A 17,924-nucleotide genomic window follows, 5' to 3' on the forward strand; every position below is an offset into this window, starting at 1 on the left:
CTTAGTTGTCGTATAAATGTGCTAATGACGCTAATCTCTCGGCCGCTTCTGCTAAATCGTTATCATTTAATGCTAAGGAGATTCTAACGTAATGACGGCCATTTTCTCCAAATGGAATACCTGGTGCGACTAAAATGGATTTCTCTTTTAATAAATACTGTTCAAACGTTTCACTGTCATATCCTGGAGGGGTTTGTAGCCATGAATAAATGCCTCCTTTTGAATGTACAAAAGGTAAGTGTGCTTCAGCTAGGCGTGCTTCAAAAGCATCACGACGACGTTTAAACGTAGCATTTTGTTGTTCTAAAAAATCATCATAATTATTTAATGCATACGTTGCCGCATCTTGTAAGGCACCAAACATTCCTGCATTGGTATGGGTTTGATATTTTTTAAGCGCTTGAATCATCTCTTTGTTTCCTACTGCAAATCCGACACGGAAACCTGACATATTATAGCCTTTTGATAAGGAGAAGATTTCGATTGCGACGTCTTTCCCATGTTCAGAAGCAAGAATGCTTGGGTTCTTCGCATCAAAGCCAAATACGCTATAGGCAAAGTCGTGCACAATCTTCGTTTGCGTTCCTTTAAAACGCTTAATGGTTTCATCAAACACTTCTGACGTAGCAGTAGACCCGGTTGGATTGTTTGGATATGTAAGGTAAATCAGTGACGTATGCGCTAAAGTCTCTTTATCAACACTGTCCCAATCTGGTAGATAGTCAGGAGGCGATAAATTGAGTGGTACGGGGTTCGCGTCGGAAAGCATCACGCCTGCTAGATAATCCGTATAACCCGGGTCAGGTAATAGCACGTTCTCTCCTGAGTTAACGACACACGTCGGTAAAGCGACGAGTCCATTCTTCGTGCCATATAGGATACACACTTCATCATCTTTATGTAAATCTACGTTATATTGACGTTGATAGAAATTCACAATAGCTTCTTTAAATGATTCTTTGCCATGAAACGCTCCATACTTTTGATTCTCGGGTATACGCACTGCTTCTGCAAAATGATCAACGATACCTTTAGGCGTTTCGCCATCAGGAATGCCCACTGCCATATTTATCAGTGGTAAAGATCCATGTTCAACTTTGCGTCCCATCGTTTTGCCAAAGTAACTTTCCGGTATAGCGGCTAATCTCTTTGAAATGACCATCTTCATCCTCCTTTAGATATAAAAGTAACGCTATACACCACTTTTCCAAGTGGCATATAGCGTTATTTTGTACACGACACTTATCTGTGAGGCGTTACCTCTTTGGAATTAGCACAGTGCTGTTTTATATGTGAAGCCTGTTGCTGAAGTTTCATCGGGCCAAATCCCTTCACTTCTCTGGATAAGTTCTTTCGAATTACTATTTATTTTATCAGGACGAAAAATATTGTCAATATTTATAATTTTCAGATTTAATCTAACTATTCAGTATTTAAATCCCTTTATTAATATCTTCTAACATGGCTTCTGCCGTAATTTTAGCGCTCGTTAAGACAATTGGAACACCTGCACCAGGATGTGTACTTGCACCTGCAAAGTATAAATCTTTATAATCTTTCGACACATTAGCCGGACGATAATAGTTACTTTGCGTCAATGTAGGCATTAAGCCGAATGCCGTACCAAATTTTGCGTTATAACGACTTTCAAAGTCTAATGGTGTAAAGATTGTTTCTGAAATCACATCTTTGCGCACATCTTTAAGTTCTTCAATTGTTTCTATTTTGCTATAAACAACTTCTTTGGCGCGTTCGATTTCATTTGGATCATTCCAATCTATTTCGCCTGTTTTCAATTCAGGGACAGGCATAAGCACGTACATTCCAGTTTGGCCTTTTGGCGCTAGCTCATCATCTTCTACCGCTGGAAAATAAAGATATAAAGAAGGATCATCTGGCATTCTACCACTAAAGATATCATCAATATTGCCTCTAAAGTCTTTGGCGAATACAACATTATGAACATGAACTTTATCGCGTAGTTCTCTGTTTATGCCGGCATAGACAAGGAAAGCTGAACATGAGTAGTCCATGTTGTCTACCTTTTCAGGAGAATATTTCTTCAGTGGTGCATGGGATGGCATCAAGTGTTGTGCGACATACGGGAAATCTGCAGTACATAACACTTTATCAAAGCGATGGATTTCATCATTCACACGTAAACCATCTGCACGTTTAAATTTAGGATCGATAATGATTTCTTGTACATCTGCATTTAATCGAACTTCAATACCTAAATCTTGGCCAAGTTTCAATAAGCCTTGTGCTAAGCCATACATTCCGCCTTTAATATAGTGCACGCCATGGACCATTTCAATCATTGGAATAATTGAATAAATAGACGGACCTTGTTTAGGGTCGATACCTATATACAACGTTTGGAATGCGAGTAATTTACGAATCTTTTCATTAGAAACGTAATCGTCAATAAGTTGATTCGCTTTGCTAAACGTTCTTAGTTTAAGACCACGATATAATGTCAGTGGATTGTAAAACTCACTCGGCTTACGGAAGGTACGTTCTAAGAAATATTTACGTGCAACTTCATAACGTCTATATACGTCGGTTAAGAACTGCATAAATCCTGGTGTTGACCCCGGTTCGATAGCTTCTAACGCTTGGCTTAACTGCGCTAAATCAGTCGACACACTCACTTTATCTTTATCCGAGAAATAGATATCAAAGATATGCGTTAGTTGTCTCATATCTATGTAATCTTCAAAGCGTTTACCACTTTCCTCAAATACTGCTCTGTATACATCTGGAACCATTACAATCGTAGGTCCCATATCGAACGTAAAGCCATCTTTTTTAAATTGACTCATACGCCCACCTACTTGTTCATTCTTCTCGAAGATTGTTACTTGATGTCCATGTGCAGCTAATCTAGCGGCTGCTGATAAGCCTGTTACTCCTGCGCCAACGACGGCTATCTTCATATCTTTCCCACCTAAGCTTTATATTTTTTCTTTAATTTACGGTAGATCTTATTTTTCTTCCATGTTGATACATAGACACGGTCTTTTAGCGTGTAGTCCGCTTTTCTGACTTCAGTTAAAATGCCTCGATATACTTCAGCAGCTAACTCAATAATCATACGTGCTTCTTCGTTGTACACTTCTAGATGGTTTAAGACTTCGTTATAATTATCATCCGCAAGTTTAGCATAGCTTTCCCATAATTTTTTATAGGCTTCTGAAGGTTTAGCACGTTCTACTTCCTGTGCGATTGACACATCATATGCTTTTAAACGTTCTACGCTAAAGTAGACGCGTCCATTTTCAAAATCTTCATCTACATCGCGTAAAATATTAGTTAACTGCAATGCTTCGCCTAGTTGCTTACCATATTCATACGCTTTATCTGTTGGTGGTGTCGCTAAAATTGGAATCAATAATACGCCTACCGTGCCTGCAACACCATAACAATAATCTAGTAACCCTTGATCTGTCTCGAACATTTCGAAATCTTGGTCTGCTTCTACTGCATCTATCAGGTCATAAAGGGCTTGATAATTCATTTGAAAATGTGTTGCAGTATCGGCAAATGCCGTCATAATAGCCGCATCACTTTCAAATGTTTCAGGTATTGTCGCGTGCTGTTCAACAGATTGAACGTCACGTCGTATTTTATGTAAATAGTCCACATCTTGATGTATATCGATACTATCATCAACGATTCGACATACGGCATAGATAGCCCAAATAGCTTGTCGTTGCTGCTCTGGTAACATATCAAATGCATATGAAAAACTTTTAGAATAATCTTTCATAATTTGATGACAATATTGATAACTTTCTTCTAATGTTCTCATGGAGAGCCCCCTGTTATGCATTAATCATTAATATTAAAAGTACGTCCCTTCCATTTTACAGTTTTCGTAAAATAAATGTGACGATATGAGTTCATAAAAATTAAAATAAATATCCAAAATAAAAGTGGATTCATTATTAAAAATAGGAGTGAAAAGCTACCTACTCTTTTATGTAATTTCACAAATTGTATTGTGTATATTCCATATGATACACATATACGCTTAAATGACAATGATTTCACTAATAATCCTAGAATTAAAGCTAAAGTCGAGGTCATCGTGCCTATCATCCAGATTATAATCATTGCCATGAGACGTCCTTGCGTTGCCGAGGCGCCTACTGCTAAATGTTTCGTCCAACCTTCGACTAACGATTTAGGACCTTCTTCATACATTCTAAAGCCAACATACCCTTGTCCTTCGTAAGCCGTCACCGGTAGATGGTGCTGTTGAAAGGCTCGACCTAGCGCGAACCCTTCAATAATATGTGTTTGCGCATTTTTATGACCTTCCGTTAAAGCATAATCTGTTTGATTCATAACTGTAACTGGACCAAATGCCAATGATTGCGTTTGAGCTTGAGCTAAAGTTGACGATTGGTTCATACCTACTACCGTCATTAAATTAAATAAGGCCGAGGCTTGTTCATACGGTCGTTGTACAATGTGATAAGGTTGGATGCTTAATAAACCGCGATACGCTTGTTTAGCATATGTTTGCATTATCGCTTCTAACGCCTGTTCGTTCATTAATACGACATCTGCATCCATAAATATGATTATTTCAGATGTTGCATGTTTGACGCCTTCATAACACGCATAGGATTTACCATACCATCGTTTATTGTCTACATTCTCTCCGACTCGATGCACATGCGCTCCAAATTCACGGGCCACTGCAACCGTACCATCGTGAGAATCATCATCCATGACAATGACTTCAGATTTCACCGATTGTTGGGCTATACTTTTCAATAATTTGGGCAGTCGTTGCGCTTCATCTCGCGCCGGAATAATAATACTTACAGTCATATCTTTATTATCAATTTTTGACTTTTGAAAATGTAGCAAATGCCGTTTATCATACATGAAGTGACCACATAATGATGAAACGCCTATAACGCTATGAAGCAATATCTCTAACCCTTTCATCTATCCTTCACCTCATTAGATCTACACTTGATGATTATCTCGTTCAAGTTGGTTAATTTTATCAGCGACTTGTTGACCACTTAACGTCACCATTGGCATACCGCCACCTGGATTGACAGAACCACCAACAAAGAACAAGTTATCGAAGTATTGACTTTGTTTAGGAAACTTAAAGCCTTTATTTTTCTTTCTATCAGCGACGACGCCATATATCGCACCTTTATTAGAAGCGTAATGGCGCTCTATATCATGAGGCGTCCACACGTCTTCATATACAATATGTTGACGTAAATCTGTTAGCCCCATGCGCTCTAATTTATCTAAGACACGTTCACGAAATTGAGCATATTGTACTTCGGTAAACGGTTCATTTTGAATATATGGAATATGCGGTAAGACCTTCAAATTCTCATAACCTGTAGGTGCTTGTGTCTCATCAGTTTTATTAGAATTGACTAAATAAATCGTTGGATCTTGTGGTAGAACCTTGTCGTGAAAGACTTCGTGATAATTACGTTTAGAATCACTTGAGAATAAGAAATTATGATGCGCCAGTTGTGGGTACTGCTTGTCCACGCCTAAGTGCATCACATATCCAGAACTAGCTGGCTCATACGTTTTCTCTAACTTAGCCAATTTTCCCTCTGAAAAATGAAGCAAATCACGGTATGTTGGAATCACTTCCCTATTCGCTACAATGTAGTCAGCCTCAACATGCGTGCCATCATCTAACCTTACACCCGAGACATGATTGAAATAGGTATCAATACTTTTAATGTCTACGCCAGTATGAATATCTACACCTTCTTCACGTGCTAAACGTTCTAGTGCTTGCGCAAGAAGATGAATACCTCCTTTAACGTACCATAGCCCTTGTTCATATTGCATATGTATTAACAATGTCAATACAGCTGGCGCATCATATGAAGAAGAACCGACATATTTAATGAAGTAACCCAACATATCTCTTAATTCTTGTTTTTTAACATAGCGATTAATGGCTTGTTGCATCGTTGAAAAGTAATCGACGCCTTTTAACGCAGTAAAAGGGCCTTGATATTTAATGATTTCAGAAACCGTATCAAGCCCTAACGCAAAATACCCTTCTTCTGTAAAGCGGTGTACTTTCTCTGCATAGTTAAGAAAATCATGTACTTGTTGAATATCTTCTTCATTTAAATTGTCGTTAGCTTCCAACATTTGATTTAAATCTTCATATAAATCAATCGTCTCACCATTCGTAAAGAAACTACGCCATTGTAATGATAAACGTTCAATCGTGACGTAATCTGCCATATTTTTGTGACTATAACGGAATAAATTCTCAAAGATGTAAGGCATCGTTAAAATAGATGGGCCTAAGTCAAAGCCAAAGCCTTGTGTTTCAAGACGATTCACCTTACCACCTATATGATTATTTTTCTCATATAATGTGACGTCGTAACCACTTTGAGCTAGTCGAATGGCTGCTGAGATACCGCCTAAACCTCCGCCAATCACTATGATACTTTTTTTAGACATCGTGCTCGCCTCGTTTCTTTTTCAATTGATAATAGCGTTCTAATCTTGGACGATTATAGCGTTGTGCCACAATGATTGGAATATTAGCTAATAATGCATAGCAAAGATTGATTATTTTAATATATCGAGGTGCTTTTACAAATACTATGACGGGTAAGATGGATAACCAATGTACCAACTCTGCACGTCGCATTTCTAATATCATTCTATGTATATTGGGTAATTTGAATGACGTTAATTGTTTCTTATTGTATATTTCTGGATTTAGTTTGTTGCCTTCCGGTATATATTTCTTCCATTTATTAATTTGAAACAACGTGTTCCATAACTTACCATTTTCTTCCCATGATAAGGGCTTAAATAGACGTTCGTACTTTTCAAAAAAAGTGAGTGGTAACTTCGCGAAAAGGTAAGAAATGGTCATTTGGGTAGAAAACCAATACATACTATGAAATATTCCAAGTGCTAGAATCTTTTTTAATGGCATATATCGTCAACGCTTTCTAATTATTAGTCTTTAATATTTCCCTATAACGCGTATCAGTAAACTTTAAACGACAGTGTATATTAAATAACTAAAAAAAGAGGCCGACATAAGTCGACCTCTCTCTTCAATAACTCGATGTACTATCCAGTTATTTCTGTAAATCTTACCACCAGTTATGGCTAGAACGGAAAGCAATAGCGTTGCTTAATGAACCGTAACGGCTGTTAGCGTAGTTGATTAAACCTTTAGTTTGTGAAGCTACTGAACCTGTACCCCAAGATTCTTTAGTTTGACCTAAACCTCTGTAACCTAATGAGTTAACTGCGTTAGGGTTACCGCCTGATTCTGGCATTACGATAGTGTTCCAAGCTGCTTCAGTACCACCGTTAGCTAAGAATTGAGCTTTAACTGAACCACCAGTTGAAGCTGATGAAGTTGATGCTGCAGGTGCTGAGTATGAAGTTGTTTGTGCACTGTAGCTAGTTGTTTTGCTTGTAGATGGTGCAGATACAGCTTTCACGTTAGTGTGGCTAGCTTGTTGGTTTGAGCTTACTGATTGAGTTGAAGCTTGGTTGTTGTATGAAGCTGAGTAATCAGTTGCTGGAGCTGCTTGAGTTGTGTGAGCTGGTTGAGCAGCTTGTGTAGTTGTTGAAGCTGTGTCAGCGCCACCAACGTAAGTGTAGTTCCAAGACCAAGTTTTACCGTTTGAAGTGAAGTTGTATTGGAAACCGTCTTTAACGAATGTGATGTTGTACGCACCAGCTTGTACTGGGTGAGCGTTTAATTCTGATGGGTTGTTTTGAGCTAAGTTAGCTAATTGATCATAGCTAGATGTTGACTCAGATGCGTGTGCACTGTTGTCTGTAGTTAATGCGTAACCTGTTACTCCTAATGCTACTGCTAATGACGAAGCGATAACTGTCTTTTTCATAATAAATAATTCCTCCAAAAATGTAATTTATATTTTTCGTAATGTTAATTTTTTAGTTATAGTGTTTTGCTCTGTTGTTTAACTTTTGACAATAAGTACTATATCATAAAAAAATGCCAATAGTATTACGCTTATCTTACAAAAAATTACAATAAGGAATTGATTTTGTAACATTGAAATATTGTTGTTGTCTTCTGTAACAATGATTTCCTGGGTATTTTGTTTAATATTTCATCATGAACCATGATTTTACATTATTTTCTTGGGAAATTTACAATCGTTTTACAACGCTCGTAATATTACAAATTTCCGTTTTGTTACAATACCGTAATATTTCTTATAATTTAGACGTCATTTATTTTCTTGATAATTTGGTTAAAATTTATGAAATCATTCTATAAATTATGGATGGAAACACCACCATGCCAGACTTGAATAACTTTATAAACTCCGTATTGTTTGGCTCGCGTTCTTAGGGGAGCGGGACAGAAATCTAATGAAATTTCTAAGATTTCGTAGTCCCGCCCCGGCAAAGTTGACTAGAAATGAAGAAAGTGAGGCTTGAACGCATCTTCATTTCAGACAACTACTGCCAGTTTTATCTTTTAGCCTTCGATTAACATTGCTTGTCAAGGAGTCTCGCTACAATACTTCGTATAGATATGCATATTTCATTTTAGAATGTGTAAAAAATAAAGCATCGACTAAATTTTAATAATTCAATCGATACTTTAATGATGTATTTCTAAATATTTAATTTCTTATTTGAATCGTCTTTCTTCTATATTAATAGTATTAATAATCTTTTACGCCCCAGAGGACTTTTTCACATTCACGAATAATGTATTTTAATATTTCAATGCGTGATGTTTTCTTATGATCAGCAGGTACTACGAGCCATGGTGCGTAATCTGTATGTGTTTTTTCAATCATGTCATGGCTGGCTTCGACATATAAATCCCATTTTTCACGGTTACGCCAGTCTTCATCCGTAATCTTCCATTGTTTATGAACGTTGACTTGGCGTTCTTTAAAGCGTTTTAATTGTTCTTCTGTATCTAATGTAAGGAAGAATTTTAATATAATTGCGCCTTCATCAGTCCACATTTTTTCAAAAGCATTAATCTCTTCATAGGCACGTTGCCATTCTTTAACCGTCGCAAATCCTTCGATACGTTCTACAAGTACACGACCGTACCAACTTCTATCAAACATTTCGATATGACCGCTTCTAGGCATATCTTTCGCAAAGCGCCATAAGTAATGATGATTTAGTTCTACATCTGTTGGCGCACTAATACCGTTGACTTCATAGCCTGTAGGGTCAAGTTTCTCTCTAATACGTTTGATATTACCGCCCTTACCTGCTGCATCCATACCTTCAAATACTAAGATTAATGGAATTTTTCTTTCATATAATGCGAACTGGATTTCACGCATACGGTTTTGTAATTCCGTAATCAATGCTTTGTACTGACCTTTGGAAACTTTATCAACATCAATATCAAATAAATCAGTAGTAAAGTTTGGCGTGAATTTACCATCACGTTTATCTTTTGTTTTATTATGTTGTTCGATGGCTTTCTCTAAACGTTTAATAATATGTTCATACATCTTTTCAGTTGCACTTTGACGCTCTGTATAATCGATAATTTGCCATGTTTTATCATTTTTAATGAATCCATGCATATCATCTAAATAGGTTTGTGTCGATAATACATTAGTATATTCTTGAACTTTCCAACGTGTTAACGGATTAGCCTTCGTTTGTTTAATATGTTCTTGACGCTTTTCTTCATTAATATCGATGAAAAACTTGATAATTTCATAATTATCTTGTTCTAACATACCTTCAAACGAATCGATTTGTTCTTTTAATACACCATAGTTTTTATATCTGTCATGTTTGATTTCATTTTCACGATAATCTAAATAGTGAGAATACCAACTTCTAAAGTAAATATTAATATCACCTTTTTTAGGTAATGTATTCCAATATTTTTGTAAAAATTAATATCTCAAATCATCGCCTTGTGGTGATTGTGTCGCAATAAAGTGAGTATACTTCGCATCAAAATTTAACAATAGTTCATTTGCTAAGCGTGTTTTACCTGATGCTGGGACCCCTTCAAATAAAATCATAACCGGAATACCTAAGTCATGTGTTTGTCGTGTAAGCTCTGCAGTTTTTAATGCTAATTTTTCAATTTTAGTCGTCATATACGATTCACCCTTTATTTATCATATTACTCATTTACATTGTAACATTATTCATTGATACACAATTATATAATTTAGTTTATTTTTAATTTTTCTAAGGAAAAAAGGAGTTGATAAACTGCTTATAAATAGCAATTTACCAACTCCACATTTGAAACGTGTTTAACCCATGAATTTATAGATATCGTTTGTATATAGACGTAAAACTTTACGGAAGATGATATCTAGTATATAAGCTGTTAATAATGGCACAACAAAGAATCCTAAGACGATTAATATAATGCTAAGGACTGTAGAATCAACATGTAAAAACTTGAATGCGCTGATAGGTCCAATCATTCCGATAAAACCGAAGCCTGCTGATTCTTTAGTACCGGCAATACCGATTAAACTTCCGACGATTCCTGAGACACCTGCCGTAATTAAGATTGGCAACATAATAATTGGGTATCTAACCATATTCGGCATCATCATCTTCACGCCACCAAAGAAAATTGAAATTGGTACAGCAACACGGTTTACTTTACTTGTACCGATAAGCAACACGGCCTCAGTAGCAGAGATTCCAATCGATGCTGAACCGGCAGCAAGTCCTGCAATCCCTATCGCAATCGCGATTGCCACGGTTGAAAGTGGTGAAATAATGATGAAACTGAAGACCATCGAAATTAACATACACATTAAGACAGGTTGTAATTCAGTAAAGCTATTAACAATATTACCAATTCCAGTTGTAATCATATGTACATAAGGAAGAATTAACACGCCAATTGTGGCAGATGCACCACCTACGATTGTAGGATAAACTATAAGCGCCATGCTTCCTACACGTTTTTCAATTAATAAGATAAATAATACTGCGATAGTGGCCGTAATCATGGTATTGATTAAATCCCCAATACCTGCAATAATCCATGCTCCGTCTTTAAATTGAGCCGCGCCACTACCCACATACGACGCACTAGCCACTACGGCTATAGCGAGCGGTGTCATTTCAAATTTCAAAGCAATTAATGCTCCGATTAAGGCTGGTACAGTAAATTGCATTGCTTGTACCACATGTAATAATGTTCCAAAAAATGGGTGATGATGCATGAGCGCTTTAAAGATTTCACCTAAAATCGCATTAGGTACTAAACCTACAACGATACCAATTGCTACCCCGGATAGTACCTTAAAGGTAAACTCTTTAACGCCCATATTTCTAAGTTCTGTTGTCATTCTAAAACCTCCCACGGTGTTTACATTCACACTTAAGATGAACATGTGCTTAATTAATGATAGAATTTACTATACCACAAATTCTAAATTTTCAGAATATTATTTTTGATTTTTCTTCAGATATTTATAAATACGTGGACTCATAGGGTTATTCGAGAGATTGACCGTCCATTTTAATGAGGTTATAGCCTATTTTATTTAACTTCTTGTATTCAATGTATTAAGATAGTTGAATACCTTAATGTAAGAAAGAGGAGGATTTTCCATGAAAAAAGCATTTATATATGGTGCAATTGCTGGAATAGGTACAGCTGCTTTAAGTTCATACCTTTATGAAACTAAAGTTAAAAAGCGTAGTTATAGAAGTTTTCTAACTAATGCGATGACTAAAGCGTTTGGACCGAAACGTTTTCTAAATACTGATCAAAAAATCGATAAAATGATAGCACTTAAACGCGATGAACAAATGGAAACACCTACGCCTACAGACTATCGTTTCAAACATCGTTTCGATGCCGAAACTCAAGACAATAGCATCATTTATACAATTAATGATAAGCAAGACAGAGACCAACGTGTGATTCTATATGTTCACGGTGGTGCATGGATTGAAGGTCCATTTAAAGAACACTACAAATTAATCGATACGTTAGCCGAGACTTTCGATGCTAAAGTTGTAGCACCTAACTATCCAAAGATACCAACACATGATCATCATGCTGCATTTAATTTATTAGCTTCAATTTATAAAGACATCTTAAATGATACGAATGCCGCGAACCAAATTACATTAATGGGCGATTCTGCTGGTGGTCATATTGCTTTAAGTTTTGCGCAGTATCTTAATGAGCTAAATCTCGCTCAACCTAAAGATATTATCGCACTTTCACCATGTGTTGAATCACGTCTTAACCACCCAGATATTTACGCTATACAACCACGCGATGCATTCCTTACTCAGAAAAGTTTACGCAGATTTTTAGAATTATGGGCGAATGGTCTACCAGATGGTCATTATAAAGTTTCTCCTAAATATGGTAACTTTGAAGATTTAGGAAAAGTAACATTCGTGATAGGTACCGATGAAATCTTCTACCCAGACGTAGTAGATTTATCAAAAACGTTAGACGGCAAAGGTATTAGCCATAATTTAATTATTGGTCATAACCTATTCCACGATTACGCTATTATGCCAATTCCAGAACAAAAAGAAGTCATCAGTAATATCAAACACATTATTGAAGATAACCGAACAATAAAAGATAGGGAGCGAAACTGAAATCTAGGGAGCGGGACAGAAATCTAATGTAATTTCAAAGATTTCGTAGTCCCGCCCCGACAAGGTTGACTAGAAATGAAGAAAGTGAGGCTCGAACGCATCTTCATTTCAGACAACTACTGCCTAATAATGGATTAAGAGATACTATCCTTTTTTTACTCAAATTCTAAACACTTTTGTGACAAAATCTTCTAAAATAAAAATAGCTTGAAGTGGACTGATTTTACGTAAGAATCAAATCCGCTTCAAGCTTCTTTTATATATTAAATAAACTATTCTCGCCTTCTGGTAAGTTATCTATAAAATCTTGTGGGTCTTCCGCAAATTGATTTCCAATGCCACCTTTCATTCTTTGAAAATGAAGATGTGGCCCTGTTGTTTGCTTACCTGTATTACCTGATAATGCGATAACGTCACCCGCTTTTACTTGTTCCCCTTGTTCGACTTTAATCTCATTCAAATGCATATACCATTGGTAATATTGACCATTAGTTTCTGAGATTTGTAAAACTTTTCCACCTAATTTATCTTTAAAAATACGTGTAACCGTACCATCTGTAGCTGCTAATACTTCAGTATCTTCAGGTAAGTCATAATCGTTACCGTAATGGGCATTCTTCCCATTAAATTCTAAATCATGATTATAAGTCCCAAAACCATGTGTGAGCCGGCTACGGTCTTCCCAATCAAACGTCGACTCGTTCGTACTCTGATTATCTATATCGCTAAAATCAATGCGATTAATTAAGTTAAGGGCCAATACTCCCAAGCCCACAACTATAGCTAACGTAATTAGATTCATTATAATCTTCTTCAAACATCGCCCTCCCAAAACAGTAAAATGATACTCACATATTAACAAAATACTAAATATGACAAATGTATTTAGCTCACAATCAGACTAAAAGATGAGAGCACTACTATAGGTTGATGAATTGGAATGAATCAACATTATTCTAGAGTGCTTATAATCTCACTTTTTGACAACGTCGATAATTCGACAGATAATTTGAATAAGCTTATTGTCAAAAAAGGAGGCCACTATAGTGTCCACTACCAAAGTTGATCCGCGTATTATACGCACTAAAAAATTACTCGTCGAAGCATTTCAAGAAGTGTCACGTGAGAAGAAGATGTCACAAATTACTGTCAAAGATATTACCGAACGTGCGACAGTCAATCGCGCTACGTTTTACGCTCACTTTACCGATAAATACGATATTTTAGACTACACCTTGTCTGTTACTATTTTAAAAGATTTAAATGATTCACTCGTCATTTCCGAAGTAATTAATGAAGAAGTTATGTCGACATTATTTATTTCTATCGCGCACTATATGGCCGAAGTGCACCACTCTTGCGAGATGAATAGTGAAACCTTTTGTAATCAAGCGCACAAGCGTATTAACAATGAATTAGAAGATATTTTCACTATCATGCTACGCAATAGCTACCCAGAACATGATATTGACATTCTAGTAAGTAGTGCGAGCTTTTTATCAACGGGACTCAGTGATCTTGCGCGTCACTGGCTTAATACAAGTTCTCTCACCGCTGAAGCATTTATTGAAAAGAATTTGCCGTTCTTACTCCACCATATTACCCATCTTTAAATATCCTTAGGAACGGGACAACACGTTAATGTCATCTCGATAATGAATAGTGTTGTCCCTCTTTAACTAGTTAATATTCCCCAACTAAACAACTTATTTCTTTATATGTTGCCTATACGACAAATATTGATATATGTCAGTTGTACTATCTAAATAATGGGAGTATAGTACATTTATACAACAAGTGTTAGTTAAATAATAAGTGTTTTTTTAATATCCGTATGAAAGGAGGAGTTAAGATGTCAGATTCCGACGATCACGAGCATTACAAGTTGCTACAAAGTGGTGCCACTTTTCTAGAAAAAATAATAAACCCTATCAAATTTATATACGTATCAATCACGTGGTGGATGTGGGAAAGCCCTGAAATTAACGTCATAACTTCCCTTTCACCTAATCTTGAACGTATCGCATAATCAAGATAATTAGGAGGATCAATAATGAGAGAATTATTAACAAGAATTAATCACTTAGCAAATAAAGAAAAAATGAGCGGTTTAACTATCGAAGAAAAACAAGAACAACAACAACTTAGACAAGAGTACTTAGGTATGATTAGAGGACAAGTATTAAATACTTTCTCAACTATGAAAGTGTTGGACCCACTTGGCCAAGATGTCACACCTGATAAAGTGTACGACTTGAGAGAACAATACGGTAATATTTAAATAGAAACGGCGCCAGAAATCTAATGTCATTCAAAGATTTCTAGCGCCGCTTCTTTTATTTAACAGACTAAAAAGTTAAATTTATGGCCATCTAAATCAGCAAATGTAGCACCGTAATAGCCCTGATAAATACCAGGTTCATCGATAATCGTACCACCAGCTTCTTTAACTTGTGAAGTTAGCTTATCTACTTCGTCATTTGTTTTTACTCCTAATGAAATAATTAATTCATTAGGTTGAGAAGTAGTTTCTTCATGAGTGACCTGTTCAAAATGATTATTTTCAATCAAAATAACGATAGTTTGACCGATTTTAATTCCTATCATTTTATCTAACATATCTGGGTTTTTATTGATTTCAAAACCTAAGTTTTTGTAGAATTGTTCACTACGTTCTAAATTCTCTACGTGTAAATTAAACCACATCGATTGAATCAAAATCATCGCCCCATTTTAACTATAAATTAAAAGCTTACTTTACTAATCCATTGTTCTAAGGTTAAACGTGTTGGGTTAATACGGTCCATTTGATTGAAATCGACTACATAACCTTTTTCTTCTAACCAACCACGTTCTGCCGTACCACTAGAGAACGTTCCTTTAATTTCTGTTGGTTTACCAGTTACTGTGGCAAACGCTTTTACTACCTCTTTTAATGTCAATTCGTCAGAGGCAATTTCTATAGCTTGATGATTATAGTCTTCTCGAGACGCGAAAATATTAGCTGCAATTTTAGCGATATCTATAGAAGAAATCATCGCAAATTTAACATCTCTATCAATAAATTCTGGAATACTTATTTCCCCATTTTCTACTGTTGTAATTCTTAAGAAATTATCCATAAAGAAGGATGGTTTAATAATTGTATAATTTAGTGAACTTGCTTTAAGCTCATTCTCAATATCAGCTAACGCTTCAAAATGTGGACCAATACGATCGCGATTCACGCCACCTGCCGTACTATAAACAATAGGTTGAATATCTTGTTGTTCTGCAGTATGGATAATCATTTTACCTTGGCGTAATTCTTCTTCCACATCATCAACGATAATCGGTTGCACGCTATATACACCATACTGGCCATTCATTGCTTCAGTTAAGCTTTCTTGACTACTCAAGTCACCTTCAAATATTTCTAGGTTACTGTCATTGATTGATGTTAATTTTTCATTATTTTTATTACGTGTAAAAGCACGGACTTTCCAGTTATTTTTTAATAGCTGTTTAACGACTGCGTTACCTTGTTTACCTGTAGCGCCTATTACTAATATACTTTTACTCATAATTTATCTCTCCTATTGTAAGAACCAATAATCTTCTTTATCGCCTTTTAAATACGTATATTCTTCAGGTTGATCTCCGTTTAATTTAATGTTGTCATTGATTAAATCACGGACATCCCATACTAAGTGTATGAATTTTTGTAATTTATTGCCAAAGAATCCATTGGGAGCGTCCATGTTTAACACCTTTTCCACTTCTGTAACAGAAATATTCATTTCTTCTGCAATCTTTTCAATACTTAATGTAGATTCATGAAAATGTGCTTTAAGTTCTTCACTCGTCACACGTCTTTGTTCTTTATTTAATGACATCAACTAACAACTCTTTTCTAAAATAAAATGATTAATAATGCTTAATATTTGAATTACTAATTAAAACGATTTATAACAAACGGATCATTATCCGTTTGTCAATAATATAAATTTTAAAGGGGTGATATGATGCGTAAAGATGCACGCGAAAACCGACAACGTATAGAAGAAAAGGCGCTCGAATTATTCAATTCGGAAGGCGTTAAAAATGTGAGTATGAATCGAATTTCTAAAGAATTAAATATCGGTATGGGAACCCTCTACCGTCATTTTAAAGACAAGGGCGATTTATGTTACCACATTATTGAACATGATTTTGATACTATCATGAACCAAATGTTAAGCGTTAAAGAACGTTATTCTTCTAAGAAAGAAATTATGAGTCATTCACTTGATATATTTTTAAAATTTAAAACGGATAATAGCGATTTACTTAATTGTATTGAAGGTGAAGATAACGTTAAATTATTCCGTTCTAGTGATTTCTTTCAAAATTTAAATCAATACTACTTTGATTTATTTAATGATGATGAAGATGAATCATGGGCAATATTTAAAACAGACATGTTATTAAAATCTTTAACTACAACAACATTTACATTCCAAAAAAATGAACGACAACTATCTAATGAAATATTTAGAGATAATTTAATAAAACTCTATTTACCTAATGAGGAGGAGTAATAATGGAAAAAGTCACATTAATTACTGGCGGAAATAAAGGTTTAGGCTTTGAAGCAGCGAAAGAATTAAAACAACAAGGACATAAAGTATATATTGGTTCTCGTAATGAAGAACGTGGCCGTGAAGCTGCAGAACAACTTGGCGTTGAAGTTGTACAACTCGACGTGACAGATGACGCTTCCGTAGAAAAAGCTTTTAACACAATTAAAGAAAATGAAGGACATTTAGATGTCTTAATTAACAATGCGGGTATTTCAGGTGGCTTTAAAAAACCTGCTGATTTAACGGCGAACGATGTTCAAGATGTTTATAATACAAATGTCTTCGGTATAGTACGAATGATGAATACATTCATCCCACTGCTTGAACAATCTGAACAACCGGTTGTGGTTAATGTAAGTAGTGGTCTAGGTTCATTCGGCATGGTGACTAATCCTGAAACACAAGAATCTAAAGTGAATTCATTAGCTTATTGTTCTTCTAAATCTGCCGTAACGATGATGACCGTTCAATACGCGAAAAGTTTACCACATATTCAAATTAACGCAGCAGATCCAGGTTCAACAAACACTGACTTAGTTGGCGACTTTAGCAATAACTCTAAACCTGCTTCTGAAGGCGTTATTTCAATTGTGAAACTTGCGACAATCGATAAAGACGGCCCTACTGGTACATTTATTGACGCTAATGGCACATTACCTTGGTAATCAATCATTTATTTCTATTTTATGAGGAGGCTTT

Annotated in this window: 18 protein-coding genes, 1 pseudogene and 1 riboswitch; of the genes and pseudogenes, 6 read left to right on the forward strand and 13 right to left on the reverse strand. The window is 35.7% G+C overall.

All coding sequences use genetic code 11. The features are described from left to right. Window position 1: 1 nt before the first annotated feature. The 9 genes and pseudogenes from FH144_RS00215 to FH144_RS00255 all read right to left on the reverse strand — a co-directional run bounded on the left by FH144_RS00215 (window position 2) and on the right by FH144_RS00255 (window position 11,345). Window positions 2-1,162, reverse strand: a complete 1,161-nt coding sequence (locus FH144_RS00215; RefSeq protein WP_242313118.1) for an aminotransferase class I/II-fold pyridoxal phosphate-dependent enzyme — start codon at window positions 1,160-1,162, stop codon at window positions 2-4. A gap of 77 nt (window positions 1,163-1,239) precedes the next feature. Further along, a riboswitch (SAM riboswitch) is annotated at window positions 1,240-1,350 on the reverse strand. An 83-nt stretch (window positions 1,351-1,433) separates the two neighbouring features. Beyond that, the gene (locus FH144_RS00220) at window positions 1,434-2,939 is read right to left on the reverse strand and encodes a phytoene desaturase family protein (protein ID WP_242313119.1); all 1,506 of its coding nucleotides are present in this window, start codon (window positions 2,937-2,939) and stop codon (window positions 1,434-1,436) included. An 11-nt stretch (window positions 2,940-2,950) separates the two neighbouring features. Next, complete coding sequence (locus FH144_RS00225; protein WP_242313120.1) at window positions 2,951-3,814, reverse strand: phytoene/squalene synthase family protein; 864 nt, start codon at window positions 3,812-3,814, stop codon at window positions 2,951-2,953. 20 nt (window positions 3,815-3,834) lie between these two features. Continuing rightward, window positions 3,835-4,965: a glycosyltransferase family A protein gene (locus FH144_RS00230; protein WP_242313121.1), complete on the reverse strand. Its 1,131-nt coding sequence runs from the start codon at window positions 4,963-4,965 to the stop codon at window positions 3,835-3,837. 21 nt (window positions 4,966-4,986) lie between these two features. Further along, on the reverse strand, window positions 4,987-6,486 hold the full coding sequence (locus tag FH144_RS00235; RefSeq protein WP_242313122.1) for a phytoene desaturase family protein: 1,500 nt from the start codon (window positions 6,484-6,486) through the stop codon (window positions 4,987-4,989). Continuing rightward, on the reverse strand, window positions 6,479-6,973 hold the full coding sequence (locus FH144_RS00240; protein WP_242313123.1) for a glycosyl-4,4'-diaponeurosporenoate acyltransferase CrtO family protein: 495 nt from the start codon (window positions 6,971-6,973) through the stop codon (window positions 6,479-6,481). The genes FH144_RS00235 and FH144_RS00240 overlap by 8 nt, the downstream gene beginning before the upstream one ends. A gap of 163 nt (window positions 6,974-7,136) precedes the next feature. After that, window positions 7,137-7,904, reverse strand: coding sequence for an aggregation-promoting factor C-terminal-like domain-containing protein (locus tag FH144_RS00245; RefSeq protein ID WP_242313124.1), 768 nt, complete (start codon window positions 7,902-7,904; stop codon window positions 7,137-7,139). A 795-nt stretch (window positions 7,905-8,699) separates the two neighbouring features. Then, a pseudogene (locus FH144_RS00250) lies at window positions 8,700-10,124 on the reverse strand (phosphate--AMP phosphotransferase). A gap of 162 nt (window positions 10,125-10,286) precedes the next feature. Beyond that, window positions 10,287-11,345, reverse strand: coding sequence for a PTS sugar transporter subunit IIC (locus tag FH144_RS00255; protein ID WP_242313126.1), 1,059 nt, complete (start codon window positions 11,343-11,345; stop codon window positions 10,287-10,289). A gap of 265 nt (window positions 11,346-11,610) precedes the next feature. Here FH144_RS00255 and FH144_RS00260 point away from each other — a divergent pair, with 265 nt between their 5' ends. Further along, the gene (locus FH144_RS00260; RefSeq protein ID WP_242313128.1) at window positions 11,611-12,624 is read left to right on the forward strand and encodes an alpha/beta hydrolase fold domain-containing protein; all 1,014 of its coding nucleotides are present in this window, start codon (window positions 11,611-11,613) and stop codon (window positions 12,622-12,624) included. A 256-nt stretch (window positions 12,625-12,880) separates the two neighbouring features. Here the strand turns inward: FH144_RS00260 and FH144_RS00265 are convergent, their stop codons facing one another. After that, a complete protein-coding gene (locus FH144_RS00265) occupies window positions 12,881-13,441 on the reverse strand; it encodes a M23 family metallopeptidase (protein ID WP_242313130.1) in 561 nt (186 codons plus the stop codon). A 229-nt stretch (window positions 13,442-13,670) separates the two neighbouring features. On the opposite strand from FH144_RS00265, the gene FH144_RS00270 reads away from it, so the two are divergent. The 3 genes from FH144_RS00270 to FH144_RS00280 all read left to right on the forward strand — a co-directional run bounded on the left by FH144_RS00270 (window position 13,671) and on the right by FH144_RS00280 (window position 14,905). Then, window positions 13,671-14,237: a TetR/AcrR family transcriptional regulator gene (locus FH144_RS00270; protein WP_242313132.1), complete on the forward strand. Its 567-nt coding sequence runs from the start codon at window positions 13,671-13,673 to the stop codon at window positions 14,235-14,237. 239 nt (window positions 14,238-14,476) lie between these two features. Beyond that, window positions 14,477-14,653, forward strand: coding sequence for a hypothetical protein (locus tag FH144_RS00275; protein ID WP_242313134.1), 177 nt, complete (start codon window positions 14,477-14,479; stop codon window positions 14,651-14,653). Between the two features lie 24 nt (window positions 14,654-14,677). Continuing rightward, window positions 14,678-14,905: a DUF896 domain-containing protein gene (locus FH144_RS00280; protein ID WP_242313135.1), complete on the forward strand. Its 228-nt coding sequence runs from the start codon at window positions 14,678-14,680 to the stop codon at window positions 14,903-14,905. A 59-nt stretch (window positions 14,906-14,964) separates the two neighbouring features. Here the strand turns inward: FH144_RS00280 and FH144_RS00285 are convergent, their stop codons facing one another. Genes FH144_RS00285 through FH144_RS00295 form a run of 3 tightly spaced genes read right to left on the reverse strand, consistent with a single transcriptional unit; the run spans window position 14,965 to window position 16,499 of the window. Next, window positions 14,965-15,342, reverse strand: a complete 378-nt coding sequence (locus tag FH144_RS00285; protein WP_242313136.1) for a VOC family protein — start codon at window positions 15,340-15,342, stop codon at window positions 14,965-14,967. A 26-nt stretch (window positions 15,343-15,368) separates the two neighbouring features. Beyond that, complete coding sequence (locus FH144_RS00290) at window positions 15,369-16,187, reverse strand: NmrA/HSCARG family protein (protein ID WP_242313137.1); 819 nt, start codon at window positions 16,185-16,187, stop codon at window positions 15,369-15,371. A 12-nt stretch (window positions 16,188-16,199) separates the two neighbouring features. Further along, entirely contained in the window at window positions 16,200-16,499 is a 300-nt protein-coding gene (locus tag FH144_RS00295; protein WP_107507070.1) for a DUF2316 family protein, read from the reverse strand. A gap of 129 nt (window positions 16,500-16,628) precedes the next feature. Between FH144_RS00295 and FH144_RS00300 the strand changes: the two genes are divergently transcribed. Both FH144_RS00300 and FH144_RS00305 read left to right on the forward strand, forming a co-directional pair. Next, entirely contained in the window at window positions 16,629-17,183 is a 555-nt protein-coding gene (locus tag FH144_RS00300; protein ID WP_242313138.1) for a TetR/AcrR family transcriptional regulator, read from the forward strand. Between the two features lie 2 nt (window positions 17,184-17,185). Next, window positions 17,186-17,890, forward strand: a complete 705-nt coding sequence (locus tag FH144_RS00305) for an SDR family NAD(P)-dependent oxidoreductase (protein WP_242313139.1) — start codon at window positions 17,186-17,188, stop codon at window positions 17,888-17,890. Window positions 17,891-17,924 lie beyond the last annotated feature (34 nt).

Source organism: Staphylococcus sp. acrmy (assembly GCF_022690565.1).
Lineage (GTDB): Bacteria > Bacillota > Bacilli > Staphylococcales > Staphylococcaceae > Staphylococcus > Staphylococcus caledonicus.

Excerpts from the sequence above, each read along its gene's own strand:
- FH144_RS00245 (WP_242313124.1), bottom strand. The coding sequence starts at position 7,904 with ATGAAAAAGACAGTTATCGCTTCGTCATTAGCAGTAGCATTAGGAGTA.
- FH144_RS00225 (WP_242313120.1), bottom strand. The coding sequence starts at position 3,814 with ATGAGAACATTAGAAGAAAGTTATCAATATTGTCATCAAATTATGAAA.
- FH144_RS00280 (WP_242313135.1), top strand. The coding sequence starts at position 14,678 with ATGAGAGAATTATTAACAAGAATTAATCACTTAGCAAATAAAGAAAAA.
- FH144_RS00290 (WP_242313137.1), bottom strand. The coding sequence starts at position 16,187 with ATGAGTAAAAGTATATTAGTAATAGGCGCTACAGGTAAACAAGGTAAC.
- FH144_RS00295 (WP_107507070.1), bottom strand. The coding sequence starts at position 16,499 with ATGTCATTAAATAAAGAACAAAGACGTGTGACGAGTGAAGAACTTAAA.
- FH144_RS00300 (WP_242313138.1), top strand. The coding sequence starts at position 16,629 with ATGCGTAAAGATGCACGCGAAAACCGACAACGTATAGAAGAAAAGGCG.
- FH144_RS00305 (WP_242313139.1), top strand. The coding sequence starts at position 17,186 with ATGGAAAAAGTCACATTAATTACTGGCGGAAATAAAGGTTTAGGCTTT.
- FH144_RS00215 (WP_242313118.1), bottom strand. The coding sequence starts at position 1,162 with ATGGTCATTTCAAAGAGATTAGCCGCTATACCGGAAAGTTACTTTGGC.
- FH144_RS00235 (WP_242313122.1), bottom strand. The coding sequence starts at position 6,486 with ATGTCTAAAAAAAGTATCATAGTGATTGGCGGAGGTTTAGGCGGTATC.
- FH144_RS00275 (WP_242313134.1), top strand. The coding sequence starts at position 14,477 with ATGTCAGATTCCGACGATCACGAGCATTACAAGTTGCTACAAAGTGGT.
- FH144_RS00220 (WP_242313119.1), bottom strand. The coding sequence starts at position 2,939 with ATGAAGATAGCCGTCGTTGGCGCAGGAGTAACAGGCTTATCAGCAGCC.
- FH144_RS00240 (WP_242313123.1), bottom strand. The coding sequence starts at position 6,973 with ATGCCATTAAAAAAGATTCTAGCACTTGGAATATTTCATAGTATGTAT.
- FH144_RS00255 (WP_242313126.1), bottom strand. The coding sequence starts at position 11,345 with ATGACAACAGAACTTAGAAATATGGGCGTTAAAGAGTTTACCTTTAAG.
- FH144_RS00260 (WP_242313128.1), top strand. The coding sequence starts at position 11,611 with ATGAAAAAAGCATTTATATATGGTGCAATTGCTGGAATAGGTACAGCT.
- FH144_RS00230 (WP_242313121.1), bottom strand. The coding sequence starts at position 4,965 with ATGAAAGGGTTAGAGATATTGCTTCATAGCGTTATAGGCGTTTCATCA.